The organism is Streptomyces sp. NBC_01723 (genome assembly GCF_036246005.1).
Taxonomy (GTDB): domain Bacteria; phylum Actinomycetota; class Actinomycetes; order Streptomycetales; family Streptomycetaceae; genus Streptomyces.
In genome coordinates this window covers 6,971,040-6,993,015 of the sequence record NZ_CP109171.1, presented here as the reverse complement: position 1 = coordinate 6,993,015, position 21,976 = coordinate 6,971,040, and the positions used below count along the sequence as shown (strand labels likewise).

The following is a 21,976-nucleotide window of genomic DNA, read 5'->3' as shown; positions in this document are numbered from 1 at the left end:
GAATCCTTCAGCTGCTGAATGCGGGTGCGCCGGTCGACGGAGCACTGTGGTGGATGGGGACTCCGGTGCTCAGGGGTGCCCCGGAGCCGCCGTGCCGGTGGGCGACGACCTCCGCCGCGATCGACAGCGCTGTCTCCTGCGGGGTACGTGCCCCGAGGTCGAGGCCGATGGGCGAGTGCAGGCGATCGAGCTCGCCTTTGGTGAGACCGGCGTCACGGAGCCGGGTGAGGCGTTCCTCGTGGGTGCGGCGGGACCCCATGGCCCCCACGTACGCAACCGGCATACGCAGTGCGGCGGTCAGGAGCGGCAGGTCGAACTTGGAGTCGTGGGTGAGCACGCACAAGACGGTGCGCTGGTCCAGCAGGCCGGCCTCGGCCTGGGACCCGAGATAGCGGTGCGGCCACTCGACGACGACCTCCGCGTCCGGGAATCGTTCCGGGGTGGCGAACGTGGCCCTGGCGTCGCAGACGGTCACCCGATAGCCGAGGAAGGAGCCGAGCCGGGCCAGCGCGGCTGCGTGGTCGATGGCGCCGAAGACCAGCATTCGAGGCGGTGGAGAGCTGCTCTCCACCAGCAAAGTCATCGGCTCCCGGCAGTAGCTGTCGGCCACCCCGAGATCGAGCGTGCCGGTCCGCCCGGCGTGTAGGGCACCGGTGACCTGTGCCTCGGCGACCTGGTCGAGCGGTTCGTCCCCGAGCGTTCCTGCGACGGATCTACCGGGCCGCACGACGATCGCGCGACCGAGGTGGGTCTCCGGGCCGCGCACGATGGTGGCCACGGCCACCGCCCGGCCGCCTGCGGCATCGGCCAGAGCAGATTCGAGCCATGGTTCGGTGGTCGGGTCGTGGTGGCGCAGGAAAAGCTCGATGGTGCCGCCGCAGGTCAGACCCACGTCCAACGCGTCGGCGTCGCTGTACCCGAACCGGAGGGCCCGGGCGTGGTGGTCCCCGGCCAGCATCTCCCGACACACGTCGTGGACCGCGGCGTCGACGCACCCGCCCGACACATTGCCCAGCACAGTGCCGTCAGCATCCACGACCAGGGACGAGCCAGGCTGCCGCGGAGCGCTGCCAGCAACGCTCGTGACGGTGGCAGCCACGAACGGGACCCCGCGACGGGCACGTTCGACCAGGTCAGGCGCGATCTCAAGCATATGCGCCGCCAGATCCGGGACCGCCCGCCTCGACGGAATCAGGCCTGGCGGTGCCGCCGCGCCGGCCGCTCACCGGTTCTCCTGCAGTTCGGTCAGCGCCCGTATCAGGGTTCGACGCAGCAGTGCGGGCTTGAACCGGTTGTGTTCCCGTGGTCGGGCACCGTCAGGGGCACCGGCGACAGCCGCCTCGAACGTTGCAGAGATGGCGGGCCGACCCGCCAGGGCGCGTTCAACGGCCGTCAGCCTCCACGGCCTGGTCCCCACGCCGCCGGCGGCGATCCGCGCGTTCACGATGGTGCGCCCGCGCAGTTGGAGGGCGACGGCGGCGGAGGCGAGCGCGAACTCGTACGACTGCCGATCGCGGATCTTCACGTACAGCGAGTGCGCCGCCCAGGGCGAGCGGGGCACGGTGATCCCGGTGATGAGCTCGTTCGGCCGCAGCACGTTCTCGACATCGGGGGTGTCACCGGGCAGGGTGTAGAACGTGTCCAAGGGTACGGCGCGCGTGCCGCGTGCCGAAGCCAGGTGGACAATCGTGCCCAACGCCACCAGCGGGACAGCGAGGTCACTGGGATGGGTAGCGATGCACGCATCGCTGGTGCCCAGCACGGCGTGGCTGCGGTTGATCCCTTCCAAGGCTGAGCAGCCGCTGCCCGGCTCACGCTTGTTGCACGGGGTCGTGACGTCGCGGAAGTAGCTGCACCGCGTGCGCTGCAGCAGGTTGCCGCCGATGCTCGCCATGTTGCGCAGCTGGGCCGAGGCACTCAGCTCTAGAGCCTGCGCGACCATCGGGTAGTGCCGGCGAACAGCGGGCGCGGCAGCCACGTCACTCATTCGTTCGAGCGCACCGATGTGTAGGCCCTTGTGGTCCAGAGCGATGCCGTCCAGTGGCAGCCCGTTAATGTCCACGACACGGTCGGGCGACATCACCTCAAGCTTCATGAGATCCACCAACGTGGTGCCACCGGCCAGGAATGCCGTGCCCGGCCCGGCACCCCGCACGGCCTCACGGACCGTCCGCGCCTGGGCGTAGGTGTAGGGCCGCATCAGCGCATCACCTGCTGCGCGTCCCGGATGGCGTCGACGATGCGCGGGTAGGCGCTGCACCGGCAGATGTTGCCCGACATGCGCTCACGTATCTCGTCATCGGAGCGGGCGTGGCCTTCGTTGTCGACCATGGCAACTGCGGACATGATCTGCCCCGGGGTGCAGAAGCCGCACTGCAGACCGTCGTGGTCGACGAAGGCCTGCTGCATGGGGTGCAGCCGGTCGCCGTCGGCCAGCCCCTCGATCGTGGTGACCTGGTGGCCGCTCGCCGTGGCGGCCAGCGTGAGGCAGGACAGCACGCGCCGGCCGTCGATGTGCACGGTGCAGGCGCCGCACTGTCCCCGGTCGCAGCCCTTCTTGGTGCCCTTCAGATCGAGCCGCTCGCGAAGTGTGTCCAGCAGGGTGGCCCGCGGGTCCACCCGCAGGGTGACCGGATCGCCGTTGACGGCGGCCCGTACCGTCACCGGCGTCACGCCGTCGACAGTGGCTGCCGAGGCAGCTTCTGCCGTCCCAGCCTGTCCGGTCAGCAGCGGCGCCACGGTGGCGGCAACCAGGCTCCCACCTACAAAGTTGCGCCGGGACACGCCCGAACGGGCCTCTCCCACATCGTTCTCCTCGTCCATAAAGTGCCTCCTGGCTGATCGCAAGTTCGGGTACGGGATGACCGGCGCCGCGACCATCCCTGTGGCCGCCGGGTCAAGCACTGCTCCAAGACTGGCCATCGGGAACAGAGTGATCCAGGCTCTGTCGATCCCAGGCTGAGACCGAGCTGAGCTGAACGGACTGGAGCAGGCGCCGATCCAGGCCCCCGGCATAATGCGGGAGCGGCCGCGTGTGACACACCGCGCGTCGGGAGGGTAGAAACGGTCCAGTACAGGCCAGTAACGACAGAGGACAGCGCATGACGATCGACCGGGCCGGACTGGCCGATTTCCTCCGACGGCGACGGGCGGCACTACAACCAGAGGACGTCGGACTCGTGCGTGATGTGCAACGCAGGACCAGCGGGCTGCGGCGAGAGGAGGTGGCTCTGCTGTGCAACATGTCGACCGACTACTACACGAAGCTCGAACGGGAGCGCGGACCTCAGCCGTCCGCGCAACTGATCACTTCCATCACGCAAGGGCTCCATCTCTCTTTGGACCAGCGAGACCATCTATTCCGGCTGGCCGGGCTGAACGCGCCCGCGCGTGGGCCAGCCAGCCCACACGTCAGTCCCGGCCTGCTGCGCATCCTGAATCGTATGAACGACACACCCGCCGAGATCATCACCGAGCTGGGTGAGACCCTCTATCAGAACCCGCTGGGTATCGCCCTGACCGGTGACCGCACTTCTCACCGCGGTCCAGATCGCAGCATCGGCTACCGGTGGTTCGTCGATCCGGCCACACGGCAGCTCTACGCCCCTGAGGACCACCCGTTTCACACGCGCATGTTCGCCTCGGGGCTGCGCCAGATCGCCACGCTGCGCGGTCCGGGCTCCCGAGCGGCATATTACGTCAACCTGCTCCTGGCCGAGAGCAAGGAGTTCAGGCAGGTGTGGGAAAAGCACGAAGTTGCCATCCCGCCAATAGTCAAACGCTTCGTGCATCCTGAGATCGGCACGCTGGAACTGCACTATCAGACACTGCTAGACCCCGAGCGGTCCCACCGTCTGTCCGTCTTCACAGCGGTCCCCGGTACCGAGAGCCACGAAAAGTTGCAATGGCTCACCGCTATCGCGGCCAGTCGCCGACGCTCACCACACCATGCCGACGACGTCAACGACGATCGCGTTCCGCAGGCGAGCCAGGGAACGCCGACACCGAGGTGATACCGAACAAGAAGATCTGCGGCAGGTCCGCCGTCTCCTACGGTCCGTAGCGCCCGACAGCGGCAAGATCCATTGCAAAGACCCGGAATAGGTCCACATGGCAAAACGCCGACCGGCACAGCTCGTATAGGGCATGCCAAATACACCCCCGCCTATCCTGAGGCCCGAGAAACGCCAGACGGTAGAAGATCGAGTCGATGCCAACACCGAACGACGTCATGACGGCATGCGGACGAACAGGTCTTCGGATCGCCGGTTCAGTGCAGGGTCTGTGTGCCGATCACGGACAAGACCTGCAGTTTCTCGTAGCTCTCCGTGCCGGGGACAGCGGTGTAGACCATCAGGGTGTGGGCCTGGTCCGGGTCAATCAGGCGCTGACAGTTCAGCACCAGGGAACCGACCTCGGGGTGAACGAAGTGCTTGACCTCGCTCGGGCGAATCCCGATCTCGTGGTCCTCCCACACCCGCCTGAATTCCTCGTTGGAATCCAGGAGCAGCTCCGCCAGATATGCGGCTCGGGAGCCGGGACCCCGGAGGGCGACGATCCCGCGCAGGCCTGCGGCGTACATCCGGGTCATAAACGCGTGCTGCTCCGGAGCGTACAGGTCCCGGGCGCTCGGGTCGGTGAACCAACGGTAGCCGGAGCTGCGAGCAGGACCGGTGTACTGCGTCGTGTCGCCGGTAAGGGCGACGCCCATCGGTGTCTGCCGCAAGGTCTCGCCGAGCTCGGTAGTGATCTCCGCGGGCGTGTCCTGCAGCCGGTCGAGAACGCGCAGCAGCCCGGGGCTGATGTGCTCACTGGAGCTGTCACGGGGCGGCGGGTTGTGCCCGGCCAGCCGGAACAGATGGTCACGCTCGTCTATGGACAGGTGGAGCCCCTGGGCGATCGAGACGAGCATCTGCGGTGAGGGCTGCGGACCACGCTCGCGCTCCAGACGAGCGTAGTAGTCGGCTGACATGTGACACAGCGCCGCGACCTCCTCCCGCCGTAGCCCGCGGGTTCTGCGGCGCTGCCCCCGGGGCATGCCGACATCCTCCGGCTGTAGCGCCTCGCGACGGTTGCGGAGAAAGCCGGCCAGCCCTGCCCGATCGATCACCACGCCCCCTCCTGAGAGTTGCTCACTTCTCCGTGCTGCTTCACTTCTACCGTCCATGCATTCGCGTATCCACGGCCTGCCAATCCCCCCCAAGACACGCGCCGTCGCGTCAGGGCACGGTCAACGGGCCTTCCCGCGGGCAGCGGAGCCAGCGTTACCGACGTGCCTTGCGGCCCCGGCCCACGCCAGCTGTCAGGGAAGCGAACCTGTGTGACCTCTTACCCGAACCTGCATCAGACCCCTCAGCACCAATGCCCGCTGGTTGACATCTATAGGGCATCAAACTCGCCGTCCGCTACGAAGCGACCGTGCTGGTCGCAGCCATCAACGAGCTGCTGTGACCAGCACTTTCGGAACACGCCCTAATCTTCTGAGTCAGGAATTCTGTTCAGTTGTGTAGGGTTGCCTGGTGGCGCGTACTGGGCGGCCGAAGGCCGAGTTGATCCTGTCGGATGCGGAACGGGCTGCGCTGGAGGGATGGGTGCGGCGCCGTTCCACCCCGCAGGCGTGGGCTTTGCGGTGTCGGATCATCCTGGCCTGCGCGACAGGCGCGTCGAACAAAGACGTGGCCGCGCAGTTGGGCTCCACGCCGCATGCGGTGGGCCGCTGGCGGAAGCGGTTCGTCGGGCACCGGATCGCCGGGCTGGGTGACATGCCGCGCCCGGGCGGCCCCCGGACGGTCACCGACGAGCAGGTCGCTGCGGTGGTGAAGCGGACGCTCGAGTCGACGCCGAAGAACGCCACGCACTGGTCGACGCGGGCGATGGCGAAGGAGATGGGCCTGTCGCAGTCGACCGTGTCACGGATCTGGCGGGCCTTCGGCCTGCAGCCGCACCGCACCGAGACCTTCAAGCTGTCCACGGACCCGTACTTCGTCGACAAGGTCCACGATGTCGTCGGCCTCTATCTGGACCCGCCCGAACGCGCTCTGGTGTTCTGCGTCGACGAGAAGTCGCAGATCCAGGCCCTTGACCGCTCCCAGCCGGTGCTGCCGATGATGCCCGGCGTCCCGCAGCGCCTCACCCACGACTACGTGCGCGCGGGCACCACCACATTGTTCGCCGCTCTCGAGGTGGCCACCGGCAAGGTGATCGGCTCCCTGCACCGCCGGCACCGTGCCGAGGAGTTCAAGAAGTTCCTGATCAAACTCGACCAGGCGATACCGGCAGACCTGGACGTGCACCTGGTGCTGGACAACTACGCCACCCACAAGACCCCGGCCATCAAGACCTGGCTGCTGACTCACCCCCGCTTCCACCTGCACTTCACGCCTACCGGCTCGTCCTGGCTCAACCTGGTCGAACGGTGGTTCGCCGAGCTGACGAGCAAGCAGATATGGCGAGGCGTCCACAGAAGCGTCCAGGCCCTGGAGAAGGACATCCGGACCTGGATCGCCGCATGGAACACCGATCCCAGGCCCTACGTCTGGACCAAGACCGCGGACGAGATCCTCGAACGCCTCGCCAACTATCTGAACAGAATTCCCGACTCAGAAGACTAAAGGGTGTTGCAGAAGGCCGTGATCTCGCAGGCTGAATCGGCTTTCGGGCCTGTGCGGTCATGCGGCGAGGGCGAGGTTGTGCATGCGGGCGACGGCCTGGACGGCGTGATGGAGGCCGTCGCCGCGCTGCCGGCAGTCACGGAGGATCTTGTAGTTCTTCATGCGGGAGAAGGTGTGCTCGACACGGGCGCGGACCTTGCGATGCTGCGCGTTGTCCTCCTCCTCGCCCTTCAGCAGGGGTCGCCCCCGGGCGTTTGCGGTGCGGGACGACCAGGCCGGTGTTGATGTAGGCGCCGTCGCCGAGGACGGTCACGCCTTCGCAGTGTGCGGCCAGGCCGGAGTCTCGCCAGGCTTTCGCGTCCGCGGTGTTACCGGGTACCGGACGTGCCGCGGCCACCACCAGCCGGGTCTCGGCGTCCAAGATGACCTGCACGTTCGCCGAGAACCGGTAGTTACGCGAGGACGCTCCGACCTTGCGGTCACGGACCGGGACGAGGGTGCCGTCCACGATCCACAGCCGCTCGACGGCGTCCTGGGAGGTGCGGACCGGCTCGAGCGCGAGCAGCGGACCGAGCCGCTGGATCACCCGGCACACCGTCGCGGGCGAGACGCCGAACAGCGGGGCGAGCTGCCGCATCGTCAGGTTCGTGCGGTAGTACACGGCCACCAGCAGCACCCGCTCGGCCAAAGGAAGCCGCCACGGACGACCCCATCCACAGCCCCCGCTACCACGCTCCCGGACCGCCCGCAGCAACCGGCCGAACTGATCAACCCGCAACCCCGTGAACGTCTCCACCCACACCCGCTCGGCCCTCAACACCCCAGCCATACAACGGAGATGCCCAGTACACGGCCTTCTGCAACACCCTTTAGCTTGATCTTTAACCTGTGCGGCGGGGGCGGGGAGTGGTCGGCTTCTTGTTCCGGGACGTGGTAGCCCTCGTTTTGCGGGGTGTGTGGACGTCGTGGCGTGGGGTGGGCCGGGTGTTCTTCCGGCCGGGAGGTCGTCCAGGTCCGGGGCGGGTGGATTTCGGTGCCCCGGCCGGGCAGAGGACCGTGGGGCGGATGTGCCGAAAGTCGCGGCGGACACGTGCCGGGGTCAGCCTGTCTGAGGCAACGGGTCTCTCCCATGGGCGACGCCGGTCGGCTGCGAGTGGCCGGGCCAGCCGCAGTTGGGTGTAAGCCGCGAGGATCAGCCAGGTCCAGCGGTCGGCCGCCTCGGGGGTGCGGATCTTCGGGCAGGTCCAGCCGAGCGTCTGCTTGAACAGGCGGAAGGTGTGCTCGATGTCGAAGCGACGCAGGTATGCCTGCCAGCGTCGGTCGGCGTCCGCTTCGGTGGCGCCGGTGCCCGACCACCACAGCCAGACCGGCTTCGGGGTGGCTCCGCTGGGCAGATGATCGATGTCCAAGCGGATCACTGTCCCCTCGACGATCGGGAGTGAACCGTCGGCCGCGGCCCAGGAAGAACGGTGGGTGAGCTTGGGATGGAGCCGGTCCCAGGACCGGGCGACGGCGGTGCCGTAGAGGCGCGTGTCGGTGACCGTGTGGGTGTCCGGGGTGCCCCAGGTGTCAGGCTGCCCGAAGACGAACTCGCCGCCGTGCCGGGGCGGCCGGCCCATGGTGTGAGGCTGCCGTGGCGGGGCTGGCCTGCGCAGGACGCGGTCCGACCGCATCCTGGCCGGGACTTTCACCGGCAGATCCCGCAGGAGGTGGGCCAGGCGGGGCGCGTCGTATCCAGCGTCCGCGATGACGAGGACATCCGGATCGCCGACCTGCCACTGGCCTGCGGTGATCAGCCGCTCGACCAGCTCGCGCCACTGCCGGGCGGTGACGGCGGCGCTGTCGTCCCCAGGCGCCAGACGCAGAGCGTCCAGCGGGGCGGTCCACGAGCTACGGCCCGGCTCGAGCGCGCAGATGATCGAGTACGGCCAGCCGGGCTCACGGGCTACGCCGTTCCTGCTACCGCGGACTGGCCCGCACCCACGTCCAGCACATCCTCACGGCGATGGCCTGCAACGTCGCCCGCATCGCCGACTGGATCGACACCCACCCAGAACACGACGCCGGGCCACGCACTTCCGCGCCCTGCGCTCAGCCACCGCATGACATGCCCGACATCACCAACAGAGTCCTGGTATTGAGGCTACGGCAGGCGGGTGTTGAACCGTCGGGCGGTGTACTGCGTTGAGGGGAGGTGTTGTCGGCGGTTTGCGTATGGAGGATGTCATGGATCAGCACGCTCCCCTTCAAGGGCACGCTCTGGGGATGGCCCGGCTGTACGGCCTGACCCGCGAGCCGGAATACCCCGCCCAGGTCCCCCTCGGCCACCTCCCCAAGCGGAACAGGAAGGACGCGCCCGCGTGGGAGAACGCGGCCCGGAAGCGGATGCACAACCTCCTCAACCCTGCGAGCGCGGTCACCAGTGAAGCGGAGAGGATGGTGCTGGCGGATGCGCAGATCCCCCTGAAGCCACGGCCGCAGGGAGCGGGTCACTACATCGACCCGGCGGTGCCGCGGCACAGTGACGACACCAGGGCGGCTGCACATGTCAGCAACGCCACGGGGATCGCACGGCTGTACGGCCTGACCCGCGAGCCGGAACACCCCGCCCAGGTCCCCCTCGGCCACCTCCCCACGCGGAAGAAGGACGCGCCCGCGTGGGAGAAAGCAGCCCAGCAGCGGATGCATGATCTCCTCAACCCTGCGAGGGTGGTCAGTGAAGCGGAGGGGAAGGTGCTGGCGGATGCGCAGATCCCCCTGAAGCCACGGCCGCAGGGAGCGGGTCACTACATCGACCCGGGGGTGCCGCGGCTCAGTGACGACACCAGGGCGGCTGCGCATGTCAGCCACGCCACGGGGATCGCACGGCTGTACGGCCTGACCCGCGAGCCGGAACACCCCGCCCGGGTCCCCCTCGGCCACCTCCCCACGCAGAGCAGGAAGGACGCGCCCAAGTGGGAGAACGCGGCCCGGAGGCGGATGTATCATCTCCTCGACCCTGGGAGTGTGGTCAGTGAAGCGGAGGGGAAGGTGCTGGCGGATGCGCAGATCCCCCTGAAGCCACGGCCGCAGGGGGCGGGTTACCACATCGACCCGGCGGTAGCGCGGCAGCGGGACTTCTTGTCCGGTGTGGTTGCCGGCGGTGTGCAGCCCGGGCTGGGGCTGCCCGGTGCGGGGGCTTCACAGTCTTGGAGCGGGGCCGCTGTGCCGCTGCCGGGAGTTCTGCCTGCCTCGGACGAGGCGCAGAACCCAGTGGGGAGATATCTGGTGTCCGCGGCCGGTTCCGGTCAGTTCTCCAGTCCCCAGGCCGGTCACCAGCCGGGCCCCTCCCAAGTGGCACCGCCGGCTTTCGGGTACCCGACGGCGCCTCAACCGGCCAAGAGACAGAGGCGCTGAGCCTGCCCCGCCTCCAGAACACAGACAACCACCCCTCCCTTGTCCGCGACGCCTGAACTGCGAGCCGGTTCCGGACCTTGGGATCCGAGAGGGCGTTTATACAGGTCAAGCCCTAAATACGAGCCTTGCGCCTGCCCTGATTCGGGATTCTTCATCCCATAGGCAGCGAATGATGGTCTCCAGGGCGGACGCTCAGCTGTCCGTCTCGTTCACTTCCAAGCCTGGAAGCCCGTCTGGTTTGAAGTTACCGTGGAATCGCCCAATGAGCGAGGGAGCCGATCCCTCCGCATCGCATGCGATCACGCTACGCCGTGAGCGAGCAAGCCGTACCCCAACGACCTGTCTGACGCCCGATGGGCCCTGGTCGAGCCGACGTTGACGGCCTGGAGAAAAGCCCGACTCGATCGCAGGCCAACCGGGCAGACGGCCGAAGTCGATTTACGTGACGCTTCAACGCCACCCTGCACGTAGGCCGCACCGGAACCACCTGGAAATACCTCCTGCACGACTTCCCGAACCACGGCACCGTTTACGCCTACTGCGCCGCTTGGCGTGAAAGAGGGGCGAAAGCCCGAGCCGACCGCATCCGTGATCGACACACAGGGCGTGAAGACTTCCACCCACGCGCTCCTGACCAGCCAGGGAGCTCCGGGAAGAAAATCGTGGGCTGGAAGCGGGGCATCCTCACCGACACGATCGGACTCATCCTCGCTGTGACCCTCACCGCCGCCGGCCTCTCGGAAAACGCCCTGGGAATCCGCCTCCTCGACCCGGCGAAGGAGACGTACCCGACCATCTCGAAGAGCTGGATCGACACCGGCTTCAAAAATGCCGTCATCGAACACGGTGCCCGCCTTGGAATCGACGTCGAAGCCGTCAACCGGAATCCGGGCAACCGCGGCTTTGATGTCGCGAAAAGGCACTGGGTGGTGGAGCAGAGTATCAGTTGGATCATGATGCACCGCTATCTCGCCCGCGACTACGAGAACCTCATCGCCAGCTCCGAGGCCATGATCCACATCGCCTCGATCGACAACCTCACCAGGCGCATAACAGACGAAACGACACCGACCTGGCGAGGGACGTAGCAGAATGTAAACGGCAATCTGCCCGCTTCAAACGCCCTCTCAGGGTCCAAAAGTCGGAACCGGCTCACAATGCAAGCGCCAGGACAAGGGAGGGGTGGTTGTCTGTGTTCTGGAGGCGGGGCAGGCTCAGCGCCTCTGTCTCTTGGCCGGTTGAGGCGCCGTCGGGTACCCGAAAGCCGGCGGTGCCACTTGGGAGGGGCCCGGCTGGTGACCGGCCTGGGGACTGGAGAACTGACCGGAACCGGCCGCGGACACCAGATATCTCCCCACTGGGTTCTGCGCCTCGTCCGAGGCAGGCAGAACTCCCGGCAGCGGCACAGCGGCCCCGCTCCAAGACTGTGAAGCCCCCGCACCGGGCAGCCCCAGCCCGGGCTGCACACCACCGACAACCACACCGGACAAGAAGTCCCGCTCCCGCGGTACCGCCGGGTCGATGTAGTAACCCGCCCCCTGCGGCCGTGGCTTCACGGGGATCTGCGCATCCGCCAGCACCTTCCCCTCCGCTTCACTGACCACCCTCGCAGGGTTGAGGAGGTTATGCATCCGCTGCCGGGCCGCGTTCTCCCACGCGGGCGCGTCCTTCCTGGCCACCATGGGGAGGTGACCGAGGGGGACCAGAGCGGCGTATTCCGCCTCGCGGGTCAGGCCGTACAGCCGTGCCATCCCCAGAGCGTTGGTCACATTCGCAACCGCCCTGGTGTCGTCACTGAGCCGCGGCACCCCCGGGTCGATGTAGTGACCCGCTCCCTGCGGCCGTGGCTTCAGGGGGATCTGCGCATCCGCCAGCACCTTCCCCTCCGCTTCACTGACCACCCTCGCAGGGTTGAGGAGATCATGCATCCGCTGCCGGGCCGCGTTCTCCCACGCGGGCGCGTCCTTCCTGGCCTGCGTGGGGAGGTGGCCGAGGGGGACCAGGGCAGGGTGCTCCGGCTCGCCGCTCAGGCCGTACAGCCGTGCGATCCCCGTGGCGTTGCTGACATGCGCAGCCGCCCTGGTGTCCTCACTGTGCCGCGCTACCGCCGGGTCGATGTGGTAACCCGCCCTGTTCGGCCGTGGCTTCAGGGGGATCTGCGCATCCGCCAGCACCATCCTCTCCGCTTCACTGGCCACCTTGGCAGGGTCGAGGAGATGATGCATCCGCTTCCGGGCCGCGTTCTCCCACGCGGGCGCGTCCTTCCTGCTCCGCTTGGGGAGGTTGCCGAGGGGGACCTGGGCGGGGTGCTCCGGCTCGCCGCCCAGGCCGTACAGCCGGGCCATCCCCAGAGCGTGCCCTTGAAGGGGAGCCTGCTGATCCATGACATCCTCCATACGCAAACCGCCGACAACACCCCCCCTCAACGCAGCACACCGCCCAACGGTTCAACACCCGCCTGCCCTAGCCGCCCTCACCGCCCACGCGGCGCACAGCACCCTCTTCACCGCAACAGGCACCCTCCTGGCCGGCGTCGCGGTCGCTGCCGTGCCGGTCACCCGAAGCCTGAGCGGCGCAGACCGCCCCGCAATGCGCGCCAGCGCTGCGTACTGGGCCACGGTCCTCGGCCACCACCCCGGCGCCCGCCGACTGCGTGAACTCCGCGACGCCGACACCGACATGTGGACGACCACCGACGACCGCGTCGTGGAAGTCCTGGAGTACGCCCATGAGCCCGGTCTGCCCCTGGTCCTGTTGTCGAACGCACCCCGCCACCTCAGCGACGTCCTCGACCGCCACCCGTGGCGCCGCCTGATGACCCACGCCTTCTACTCGGCCCGGCTCCAGGTATGCAAACCCGACCCGCCCGCCTACCAGCACGCGATGAACGCCACCGGAGTGCGCGATCCACAACGCGTCCTCTTCGTGGACGACCGGGCCGACAACTGCCACGCCGCCCGCCACCTGGGCCTGCGCACCCTGCACTACACCGGCCGGCCCACCGACCTCACCGCCGCCCTGCAGTCCCCCAACTGACCCACCTCCCCCGAGGCTGCTATGTCGTGTCAAGCCGCTTGAGTGAGTGCTTCGACGTTGCCGAGTTGGTTCCGGTCGGAGCGCTCAAGGATCTTGAAGACCTGGCGGCAGATCACTCGCTTGAGGCATCGCTGCGCGTCACGGGAGGTCTTACCTTCGGCGATCTTGCGTGCGACGTACGTCTTCGTAGAGGGATCGAGCCGCATCCGGATCAAGGTGATCGTGTGCATGGCCCGGTTGAGCTGCCGGTCGCCGCTGCGGTTGAGCCGGTGTCGGTTGGTCAGCCCGGACGAGGCAGGGATCGGCGAGACTCCAGCGAAGGAGGCGAAGGCGGCTTCCGAGCGGAATCGTCCCTGGTGAGACCAGCTGACCAAGATCTGGGCGGCGGTGATCGGTCCGACTCCGAGCAGGTTGAGAAGCGCGGGGGCCTGGTGCCGCACCAGCGTGAGGATCTCGTTCTCGAGCCCCTTGGCCTCGGCCTGCAGGGCCTGGACGCGTTGGGCCGTGGACCGCATGGCCCGCACCGTCATCCGGTGCTCCAGGTCCTGGGCCGGGCGGTCGCGGAACTGAGCGCAGTAGGCGATCTGTTCGAGGCGCTTGAGCTTTCGCAGCTCGGAGCGGAGGCCGTCCGGCGCGGAGACGATCAGGGCCTTAAGCTGGTTGATCGCGGCGGTGGAAGCGAGGACCGCGCCGTGACGGGTGGCAAGCAGCACCCGCAGTGCCTCGCGTTCGCCGCGGAGGCGGGGCTGGATCAGATGCTCGGTGGTCAGGGCCTCCTTGGCGGCCCGGACGGCGTCGAGCATGTCGGTCTTGCGGCCGCCGCGGTTGGCCGCTCGTTTTGGGCGGCAGACCTCGACGACCTGCTCGCCGGCCTGGTCCAGGAAGGCCGCGAGGCCGGCGCCGTAGCTGCCGATGCCTTCCAGGGCCCAGCAGCGGCGGCCGGGGACCTGCTGGCGGGCGAAGTCCAGCAGGCGTCGGTAGCCGCGGGCGTGGGCCGGGGAATCGGTGCTGGCCAGCACGGCGCCGATGGGGCTGACGGCGGCCGCGGCGAGGGTGTCGCGGTGGGTGTCGACGCCGATGACGCCATCGACGTGTTCTGCGAGCATGGTCATGCGGCTGTTCTCCTCCGGGCGGACGACCGTGACGGTGTCGGCCTGGGTGGAGTCACCACGTGGCGGAACTGTGATGAGTCACGCCGGAAGGCGGACAAGCTGCTGATCAAGCCAACGGGTGGGCCAGGCCGACGCCCGCGTCCGGCAGACATCTCGGGGGAACGGCAGCCCTTGACGGAACGCCAGTTATCTTGCGAGTCATGCCGGATCACGAGCGCCGAGCCTGGCAGCAACCCATCCCGGGCCGCAGAAGAACTCTCACAGTTATCTTCTTCGCTGTCCTGCAAGAGGGCCGCTGGCCTCCGGGCCCGGCATGACTGTTCCCTCCTGTCGAACGGATGACCTGCGGGTGGTGTCACCGGGCCTGGCAGGCGCCGTTGGAGACGCTGATGAGAGGTCCGACTACCGCCTGGCCGGGTGCAATGCCCGGCCGCTTGCGGGTGGCAGGTGCATAACGTGGATGCGCGCATACGACGCCGACGCCCTGGCCAGCACCACTCGAACCCTGCTCGGGAGGATGGGTTGGACGACATCGACACCGTGGGCGTCTTCCTCGGCCTGGACGTCGGCAAGACGGCTCACCACGGCCACGGGCTCACCCCGGCTGGCAAGAAGGTCTTCGACAAGCAACTGCCCAACAGCGAGCCGAAACTGCGAGCCGTGCTCGACAAGCTGGCCGCCAAGTTCGGCACCGTGCTGGTGATCGTGGACCAGCCCGCCTCGATTGGAGCCCTGCCCCTGACGGTCGCCCGGGCCGCCGGCTGCAAGGTCGCCTAATCCCCTTGTAACAACGGGTCCGTGAAGCTCCGGCTCTTCGGATCTGTTCGAGTACCGGGACGTTGACACCTTGTTTCAGCCCGGCAGGCCATGCCTTCCTGCAGAGCGGTGCGACGGCCTGGTGCTTGCGGTGGTGGCGGTCGGGCGGGTGTCGAGGCGACACCTGTCACCACAGTGTGGATGTTGATGTTCGTCGGTTTTGGGTGTACGCCTCAAGGTCGCCTGGCCCCGATGCCTATAGGTAGATCAGCGCCGCCCAGGACCGTCGAGCGTCAACACTCACACCTTGATCACTCGTTGGTGTTGGCGGTGCGAGTCCGCTGCACGGTGACCTCTTGTGAAACCCGAGCTGTCTGAGCTCCCGGATAGACCGAGGCCCGTGGGGCGAGCTGGTGCCACGAACAGCTACTGAGGTGGCGGGCCGGCCCTTGCGCGGAGCCCTGGGATTAGGTCGCTGCGTGGTTCCGCATGAGCTCGTGACCTGCAGAAACTGCACCATGGGGAGGAACATCTTGATCTACTGCGGCATCGGCTGGGCCGAGCGGACACATGACGTCGCCCTGGTCGACGACAGCGGTCAGTTACTGGCCAAGCGGCACATTACCGACGACGCCACGGGCTACAAGATCCTGCTGGACTTGCTGGTCGAGTACGGCGACAGTGAGGAGAACCCGATCCCGGTCGCGATCGAGACCTCGCGGGGCCTGCTCGTGGCCGTGCTGAGGGCCGGCAAGCGGCAAGTGTTCGCGATCAACCCGATGGCCGCCGCCCGCTACCGCGACCGGCACTCGGTCTCGCGCAAGAAGTCCGACCCCGGCGACGCCCTGGTCCTCGCGAACATCCTGCGCACCGACATGCACGCCCACCGGCCGCTGCCTGATGACAGCGACCTCGGCCGGGCCGTTGCCGTCCTCGCCCGTGCTCAGCAAGACTCACTCTGGAACCGCCAGCAGCTGTCCAACCAGCTTCGCTCGCTGCTGCGGAGTATTACGCGGCCGCCCTGGCGGCCTTCGAGCCCTGGCGCAACGGTCTGTGCCGACCGGAAGCCCGGGAGCTTCTGAAGGCGGCCCCGACGCCGACCCGGGCCGCGCGGCTGACCCGCCCGCAGCTGGAGGCCGCGCTCAAGCGGGCCGGCCGCAAGCGGGGCATCACGGCCGAGGCCGAGCGGCTCCGTGGCGTCTTCCGCGCCGACTATGCTCATCAGCCGCCCCTGGTCGAGGACGCGCTGGGCAAGCAAATGCTCGCGCTCTTGGTCCAGCTGGAGGCCGCCTGCACGGCTGCCGACGACCTCGCTGAGGCGGTCGAAGAAGCTTTCTCTCAGCACCCGGACGCTGAGATCATCCTCAGCTTCCCCGGTCTCGGCGTCCAGCTCGGCGCCCGGGTGCTCGCCGAGATCGGAGACGACAAGGCCCGCTTCGCGGACGCCCGCGGTCTGAAGGCATACGCAGGCGCATCACCTATCACCAGGGCCTCCGGCAAGAAGTCGAGCATCACCCGGCGGTGGGTGAAGAATGACCGGCTCAACCACGCCGGCTACCTCTGGGCCTTCGCCGCGATCACCGCCTCGCCCGGCGCCAAGGCGCACTACCGGCGCCGCCGCTATGACCGCGGGGACTGGCACGCTGCCGCCCAGCGCAACCTCTTCAACCGCATGCTCGGCCAGCTCTACTGCTGCCTCCAGCACCACACGCTGTTCGAGGAACACACGGCCTTTCCGACCGCTCTCGCCGCAGCTGCTTGACACGTTGAGCGCCTGAGGTGTCTACCTGCCTGGCCTGTCCATGCGGAGGATCGCCGATCTCTACCCGGGTGAGGCCAAGACCGACGCGAGGGACGCCGCGGTGATCGCGGACGCCGCACGGACCATGCCACACACCCTGCGCTCGCTGGAACTGACTGACGAGATCACCGCCGAGCTGCCCGTGCTGGTGGGCTTGACCAGGACCTGGCGGCAGAGGCCACCCGCACCTCGAACCGGATACGCGGCCTGCTCACCCAGTTCCACCCCAGCCTGGAGCGCGTCCTGGGCGCCCGCCTGGACCACCCTGCAGTGACCTGGCTGCTGGAACGCTACGGATCCCCGGCCGCCCTACGGAAGGCCGGTCGCCGCAGGCTGGTCGAAGTGATCCGGCCCAAGGCTCCGCGCATGGCCCAGCGGCTGATCGACGAAGTGTTCGACGCGCTCGACGAGCAGACCGTCGTGGTCCCGGGCACCGGCCCCCTCGACCTCGTGATCCCGTCCCTGGCCCGTTCGCTCGCCGCCGTCCACGAACAGCGACGAGCCCTGGAAGCGCAGATCGGACAGCTGCTGGAGGCTCACCCTCTTTTCGCGGTCCTGACCTTGATTCCGGGAGTCGCGGTCAGGACCGCCGCCACCTTGCTGGTCACCGTCCGCGACGGCACCGGCTTCCCCACCGGCGCCCACCTGGCCTCCTACGCCGGCCTCGCGCCGACGACCAAGTCGTCGGGGACCTCGATCCACGGCGAACACGCGCCCCGAGGCGGCAACCGGCAGCTCAAGCGGGCGATGTTCGTGTCCGCGTTCGCAGCCCTGCACGATCCCGCCTCCCGCACCTACTACGACCGATGCCGGGCCAGAGGAAAGACCCACACCCAGGCACTTCTCCGTCTGGCCCGTCAACGGATCAACGTGCTGTTCGCGATGCTCCGCGACGGCACCTTCTACGAACCCAGAACCCCACGCCTGTCTTGACGAAAGACATAGAGGCCCCCAGGACCCAGTGCTTCACGACGACCACGACACCATCGACGGCGACGTCTACGTCTCCCCACGCCACCTGACCCGATCCACCGCGGTCGGTGACCCCGGCCTCGACCCGTTGCGCGACCTCGGCTGGGACCTGCACCACGACGACCTCGGCAACGCGCACCTCACGGCGCCCGACGGCAAGGTCCGCCTCGGCTATCTCCCCGAAGGCGCTGACGACGGACTGTGGCGCATCAACGCCTACAAGGACGCCTTTGGCCCACCGGCCTGGGGTATCTGCTTCAACGACGCCGCGCCCACGGAGTTCGTCACTGCCTTCACCACCGCCCTCGCCGAGGCGTACCGGCAGGGCCCGGACCACTACCTCGCCCGGCCGGTCGCCGACAGCGCCGACCACAACCCGTTCCTGGCCGTCGCCCCCCTCATCAACCACGGTTGGCAGCTCGACCGCCCGCACCCGAGCACCTTCGCCATCACCGCACCCGACGGCCTCGCCACGCTGGAGTACACCACCGGCGACCTCGCCACGCTGGAGTACACCACCGGCGACCTCGACCCGGCGATCGAACTGGAAACCCGCGACGCCCGCTGGCACCTGTGGGCCGCCACGTCCCCAGCCCGGCCCTTCTGGTACGCCACGGCCAGTACCGACACCCCCGCCGCCCTCCTGCGAGCCGTGGCGTACCCCGCACCCCTTCCTCGATGGCGGGACGACACCGACAGCTACGTCAAGGACCACGCCCAGCTCACCCCGATCCTCCCGCCAAGTCCGCCATCTCCCACCCCGCTCGACGTCCGGCGGGCCGCCGCGTCCCGCCGCCCGGCCGCCCGGCCGCACTACCGGCGGCCAGCGTCCCGCGCTGGAGCACCACCAGCCGACCTGCCCTGCCCGGCCCACGCCGCTGACCCCAGCCAAACCCCCGACCGGAGACCCTCGTGTCCCTGCAGGCCCCCGAATTCTTCACCGAGCTGTGCCTCCCCTTCCACGACCACACCGTCGTGGGCAACACCTACTACGCCGCTCCCGTCCCGGGCACACCGCTGCGGTTGCGGATCGATTTCACCCGCACCATCCACGCGGACACCTACGGCGGGCTGCGTGTCACAGTCGTCCACCCGGACCGCGGCGAGATCGACGCGGTGGCGCTCAGCTTCCTGGACCACGGAACCTTCCACCGCCGCGACGAAGCCAACCACACCCGTCCGAACACCAAGCAGTACGGCACCTTCGACACCCACCACCGCCCTCTCCCCGGCGCCTGGGACGCCTCCGCGCCCAAGCGAGCGGCCGGCCGCACGTCGCGCAGAACTCCGCCCCCGCCGGGGCCCGCACCCGCTGATCCTCATCCCGAAACCCGCACCCCGCGCCAGCCACCCAGCAGGAGCCTCGCCTCGTGTTGCCCGATCCGCCCTCCGACCCCTTCAAGGATCTCGACCCCGCCCAGCCCGTGAGGGTCCTCCCGCGTCACCTCGCAGGTCCCGGCCAAGCAGACCTGAAGACGATCTGGGCCTTCCCCTTCGACGAGGGCTGGCACCTTCACCAGGGACTCGAAGAGATGGTGTTCGCCATCAGCCCCTGCGCCCGGTTGTGGACCCGCTTCGCTCCCGAACCCGAGGAGCGAGGCCAAGGGACGTGGACCATCGGCATGGCCCGTGTCCCCTTCGGCCCAAGGGCCTGGGAGATCACCTTCGACGCCACCACCCCGGCCGAACTCCTGGGCGATGTCCACGCCGAGTTGCTCGACCTGTACCTCGAAGACCGCCACAGCGACCAGAACCACCTGTTCGAGGACGCGACGGCCCCGCACGAGGTGTATACGCCGCTCCTCACCCACGGCTGGAGCCACAGCGTCAAAACGGACGGACACAAACCTTCCTCCCACCGGACCGCCTCGGCGGCGGCCGGTGCGCCGATGACGAGACCAGTGCACATGTGGTCCGCGATCGTCCAGCTGGCCAGGCGGCGTGAGGCGGGGCGGATGACGGTGGCCGGATGGAGGAACTTCCCGCCGGCCACGGAACTCGCCCAAGCCCTGACCTCGTCAGGGGCGGCTGGTCGCCTCTTGCCGCTTGCTTCCAGGTTCGAGGGTTGACTCAAGGAGACTCATCGCCACCTCGAAAGCATCACTGACGCGCTCGACGTCATTGGTTGCTGCCATGTCCAGATACAACCCACGAACGAGCCCGACGACCAGTGTCGAGAGCTGTCTTGCCCTTGAGGGGTCAACACGTTCGGTGATCAAAGCGGTCTCGAGCGGAGCCCTCCAGTCGTGTACGACCGAATCCGCGAACCACCCGAAGCGGTGCGGATCGCGCAGCGCGAGGCCGTAGAGCTCGAACAGGAAGACGAACTGCCGCGAGTATTCCGGCGTGAGCCATATGTCCCACAGCGCGCGCAGCACATCTGCTGGGCGTCCGTTGCTCTGCGACCAGTATGCGTCGAACGCGCGGAGCATCTGCCCGTGAAGCTCTTGGCAGACGTCGCGGATGATGTCGTCCTTGCTGCCGAAGTGGCGGATCAGTGTCGTGTTCGATACGCCGATCGCGGCACCCAGAGGGCGCAGCGTCAGGTCGGCAACTCCGGCGTCCAGGACGTACTCCGTTGCTGCACGCAGCAATTCAGGCTTTCGGTGTTCCCACCGCAGTGTCCGCCCGTCGGTGGCCGTGATTGCGCCGTCAGTCGCTCTCGCCATGACGTCCATCTTAACAGAATCCGAACCACACGCTTCTCAGAACCGATCGGTTCGGATACCTTGGGTGGGACGAGGGACTCACCTGCCGAAGGAGTAGTTCGATGACCCCAACCGCCATCACCAATGTTCATTTGATCGACGGGCGCGGCGGCCGCCCCGAGCCTGCAGCCACGGTCGTCGTGGAAGGGGGCCGATTCGCGGCCGTCGGCCCGACGGCGAGCACCCCGATCCCCGAGGGGGCCACCGTCATCGATGGCAGCAACCGCTGGATGGTCCCTGGTTTCGTCAACGGCAACGTGCACCTGCTCGATGCGTGGATGTTCATGGTCGGACCCGGCACAATCGAGTACCTCGCCCGATGGGAGGGCCGCTACACCGAGGTGATCGAGGAGGCCGCCCAGCTGGTTCTCCGCAACGGCGTGACGACTGTGTTCGACACTTACAATGCCGTCGACCCCGTACTGGGAGCGCGCGACCGCATCAACGCCGGCACATCGAAGGGCGCACGCATCTTCGCAGCCGGCGCCATCGTCGGAATGGGCGGTCCCTTCAGCGCCGACTTCCACTTCGCTGGACGGAAGGCGGCATCACAGACCTTTGTGAACCGCATCGACGAGATGTTCGAGGCCGGCGTCGGTCACCAGCTCAGCCTGCTGCCCCGCAACGAGGTGAGGGCTCGGGTGCGCGACTACCTCAGCCGTGGTGTGGATATGCTCAAGATCGCGGTCAGTGACCACATATTCATGAGCGTGGGACTGGACCGTTCCTACCAGACCTTCACTCGGCCGGTCCTTGAGGTGATTGTCGAAGAGGCACGCGCGGCAGGCGTCCCCGTGCTCAGCCACAGCCTCTCGGTCGAAGCACTGGACAGCAGCGTTGAGCTGGGCGCCGACGTGCTGATCCACGCGAACTACACGATGGGCCAGCCCATCCCCCACTCGCTGGTCGACAAAATCGTCGCCAGCAACTCCCATGCCGAGCTCCAGACCATACACACCGAACACAGCAAGGCCCTCGGCGAGATCGGCAGTTGGGCTGCGGTTCTCGGTGACGGTGCCTTCGCAGACAACGAACGTACCCTGATCAGTGGTGGCGCGAAGATCATGATGGGTACGGACGCCGGCTGCCCCAGCGTCGACCATCTCTCCGACCTGCACCCGGCCGAGCGTCACGACCGTCCCTGGACGTTGGGTGGGGATCACTTCCACTGGACTCAGTCCATGGTCGAGAAGGGCATGTCCCCCCTCGACACCATCTCTGCTGCCACCTTGAACGTTGCCCGAGGTTACGGCAAGGACGACGAGATCGGCTCGATCGAGACCGGCAAGCTCGCCGACTTCGTCCTGCTCGACAATGATCCTCTGGACGATATTCGTAACCTCAGGTCGATCACGGACGTGTTCCAAAGTGGCGAGGCAGTCGATCGCGAAGCCCTTCCGACCGTTCCACTCGTGACAACGCACCCAGCGTAGGGCATCAGAGGCTCGGCACCGGAATCCACAGCGGCAAGGCTGACCACCGTGACGGTCCGCCACCCAGGGGGCTACCCCGGTTCCCCGCCAAAGGCCGAGTCAGTACCTGTTGGGCGTCCGAAGACGGCTTCCCTCAGAGGGAGGCCGGCAA

The 21,976-nt window shown here is 67.8% G+C and carries 14 protein-coding genes and 8 pseudogenes; 13 read left to right on the top strand and 9 right to left on the bottom strand.

Annotation, left to right across the window (positions count from 1 at the left end):
- Nucleotides 1-7: 7 nt before the first annotated feature.
- The 3 genes from OIE75_RS32875 to OIE75_RS32865 all read right to left on the bottom strand — a co-directional run bounded on the left by OIE75_RS32875 (nucleotide 8) and on the right by OIE75_RS32865 (nucleotide 2,823).
- Nucleotides 8-1,153 (bottom strand): XdhC family protein, encoded by a 1,146-nt coding sequence (locus OIE75_RS32875; protein WP_329473120.1) that lies wholly within the window; start codon nucleotides 1,151-1,153, stop codon nucleotides 8-10.
- A 69-nt stretch (nucleotides 1,154-1,222) separates the two neighbouring features.
- Nucleotides 1,223-2,200 (bottom strand): FAD binding domain-containing protein, encoded by a 978-nt coding sequence (locus OIE75_RS32870; protein ID WP_329473119.1) that lies wholly within the window; start codon nucleotides 2,198-2,200, stop codon nucleotides 1,223-1,225.
- Nucleotides 2,200-2,823, bottom strand: a complete 624-nt coding sequence (locus OIE75_RS32865; RefSeq protein ID WP_329473118.1) for a (2Fe-2S)-binding protein — start codon at nucleotides 2,821-2,823, stop codon at nucleotides 2,200-2,202. The genes OIE75_RS32870 and OIE75_RS32865 overlap by 1 nt, the downstream gene beginning before the upstream one ends.
- A 278-nt stretch (nucleotides 2,824-3,101) precedes the next feature.
- Between OIE75_RS32865 and OIE75_RS32860 the strand changes: the two genes are divergently transcribed.
- On the top strand, nucleotides 3,102-4,013 hold the full coding sequence (locus OIE75_RS32860; RefSeq protein WP_329473117.1) for a helix-turn-helix transcriptional regulator: 912 nt from the start codon (nucleotides 3,102-3,104) through the stop codon (nucleotides 4,011-4,013).
- Between the two features lie 257 nt (nucleotides 4,014-4,270).
- Here the strand turns inward: OIE75_RS32860 and OIE75_RS32855 are convergent, their stop codons facing one another.
- Nucleotides 4,271-5,113, bottom strand: a complete 843-nt coding sequence (locus OIE75_RS32855) for a helix-turn-helix transcriptional regulator (RefSeq protein ID WP_329473116.1) — start codon at nucleotides 5,111-5,113, stop codon at nucleotides 4,271-4,273.
- A gap of 406 nt (nucleotides 5,114-5,519) precedes the next feature.
- Here OIE75_RS32855 and OIE75_RS32850 point away from each other — a divergent pair, with 406 nt between their 5' ends.
- Nucleotides 5,520-6,611, top strand: coding sequence for an IS630 family transposase (locus OIE75_RS32850; protein ID WP_329473115.1), 1,092 nt, complete (start codon nucleotides 5,520-5,522; stop codon nucleotides 6,609-6,611).
- A 57-nt stretch (nucleotides 6,612-6,668) separates the two neighbouring features.
- On the opposite strand, the pseudogene OIE75_RS32845 reads toward OIE75_RS32850, so the two are convergent.
- Both OIE75_RS32845 and OIE75_RS32840 read right to left on the bottom strand, forming a co-directional pair.
- Nucleotides 6,669-7,440 (bottom strand): annotated as a pseudogene (locus OIE75_RS32845) (transposase family protein).
- Between the two features lie 52 nt (nucleotides 7,441-7,492).
- Nucleotides 7,493-8,548: pseudogene (locus OIE75_RS32840) on the bottom strand (transposase); the annotation flags it as partial.
- 32 nt (nucleotides 8,549-8,580) lie between these two features.
- Here OIE75_RS32840 and OIE75_RS41560 point away from each other — a divergent pair.
- The 3 genes and pseudogenes from OIE75_RS41560 to OIE75_RS32830 all read left to right on the top strand — a co-directional run bounded on the left by OIE75_RS41560 (nucleotide 8,581) and on the right by OIE75_RS32830 (nucleotide 11,095).
- Entirely contained in the window at nucleotides 8,581-8,799 is a 219-nt protein-coding gene (locus tag OIE75_RS41560) for a hypothetical protein (RefSeq protein ID WP_443078463.1), read from the top strand.
- Nucleotides 8,800-8,837: 38 nt separating this feature from the next.
- Nucleotides 8,838-10,007 carry a hypothetical protein gene (locus tag OIE75_RS32835; protein ID WP_329473114.1) on the top strand — a complete coding sequence of 390 codons (1,170 nt, stop codon included), beginning with the start codon at nucleotides 8,838-8,840 and terminating at the stop codon, nucleotides 10,005-10,007.
- Nucleotides 10,008-10,346: 339 nt separating this feature from the next.
- Nucleotides 10,347-11,095 (top strand): annotated as a pseudogene (locus OIE75_RS32830) (transposase).
- A gap of 126 nt (nucleotides 11,096-11,221) precedes the next feature.
- Here OIE75_RS32830 and OIE75_RS32825 read toward each other — a convergent pair.
- Complete coding sequence (locus OIE75_RS32825) at nucleotides 11,222-12,391, bottom strand: hypothetical protein (RefSeq protein ID WP_329473113.1); 1,170 nt, start codon at nucleotides 12,389-12,391, stop codon at nucleotides 11,222-11,224.
- Nucleotides 12,392-12,611: 220 nt separating this feature from the next.
- Here OIE75_RS32825 and OIE75_RS32820 point away from each other — a divergent pair.
- Nucleotides 12,612-13,043: pseudogene (locus tag OIE75_RS32820) on the top strand (HAD-IA family hydrolase); the annotation flags it as partial.
- 29 nt (nucleotides 13,044-13,072) lie between these two features.
- On the opposite strand, the gene OIE75_RS32815 reads toward OIE75_RS32820, so the two are convergent.
- On the bottom strand, nucleotides 13,073-14,155 hold the full coding sequence (locus OIE75_RS32815) for an IS110 family transposase (RefSeq protein ID WP_329468948.1): 1,083 nt from the start codon (nucleotides 14,153-14,155) through the stop codon (nucleotides 13,073-13,075).
- Between the two features lie 522 nt (nucleotides 14,156-14,677).
- Here OIE75_RS32815 and OIE75_RS32810 point away from each other — a divergent pair.
- The 6 genes and pseudogenes from OIE75_RS32810 to OIE75_RS41555 form a co-directional block, all read left to right on the top strand.
- Nucleotides 14,678-14,929 (top strand): annotated as a pseudogene (locus OIE75_RS32810) (IS110 family transposase); the annotation flags it as partial.
- A gap of 500 nt (nucleotides 14,930-15,429) precedes the next feature.
- Nucleotides 15,430-16,673, top strand: a pseudogene (locus OIE75_RS32805) (IS110 family transposase).
- 22 nt (nucleotides 16,674-16,695) lie between these two features.
- Nucleotides 16,696-17,645 (top strand): annotated as a pseudogene (locus tag OIE75_RS32800) (IS110 family transposase); the annotation flags it as partial.
- Nucleotides 17,646-17,673: 28 nt separating this feature from the next.
- A pseudogene (locus OIE75_RS32795) lies at nucleotides 17,674-18,566 on the top strand (DUF317 domain-containing protein).
- Nucleotides 18,567-18,596: 30 nt separating this feature from the next.
- Nucleotides 18,597-19,112 carry a hypothetical protein gene (locus OIE75_RS32790; protein ID WP_329473112.1) on the top strand — a complete coding sequence of 172 codons (516 nt, stop codon included), beginning with the start codon at nucleotides 18,597-18,599 and terminating at the stop codon, nucleotides 19,110-19,112.
- Nucleotides 19,055-19,753, top strand: a complete 699-nt coding sequence (locus OIE75_RS41555; RefSeq protein ID WP_443078414.1) for a DUF317 domain-containing protein — start codon at nucleotides 19,055-19,057, stop codon at nucleotides 19,751-19,753. The genes OIE75_RS32790 and OIE75_RS41555 overlap by 58 nt, the downstream gene beginning before the upstream one ends.
- On the opposite strand, the gene OIE75_RS32780 is transcribed toward OIE75_RS41555, so the two are convergent.
- The gene (locus tag OIE75_RS32780) at nucleotides 19,703-20,353 is read right to left on the bottom strand and encodes a TetR/AcrR family transcriptional regulator (RefSeq protein WP_329473111.1); all 651 of its coding nucleotides are present in this window, start codon (nucleotides 20,351-20,353) and stop codon (nucleotides 19,703-19,705) included. The genes OIE75_RS41555 and OIE75_RS32780 overlap by 51 nt on opposite strands.
- Before the next feature lie 101 nt (nucleotides 20,354-20,454).
- Between OIE75_RS32780 and OIE75_RS32775 the strand changes: the two genes are divergently transcribed.
- Nucleotides 20,455-21,825 (top strand): amidohydrolase family protein, encoded by a 1,371-nt coding sequence (locus tag OIE75_RS32775; RefSeq protein WP_329473110.1) that lies wholly within the window; start codon nucleotides 20,455-20,457, stop codon nucleotides 21,823-21,825.
- The last annotated feature ends 151 nt before the right edge of the window (nucleotides 21,826-21,976 follow it).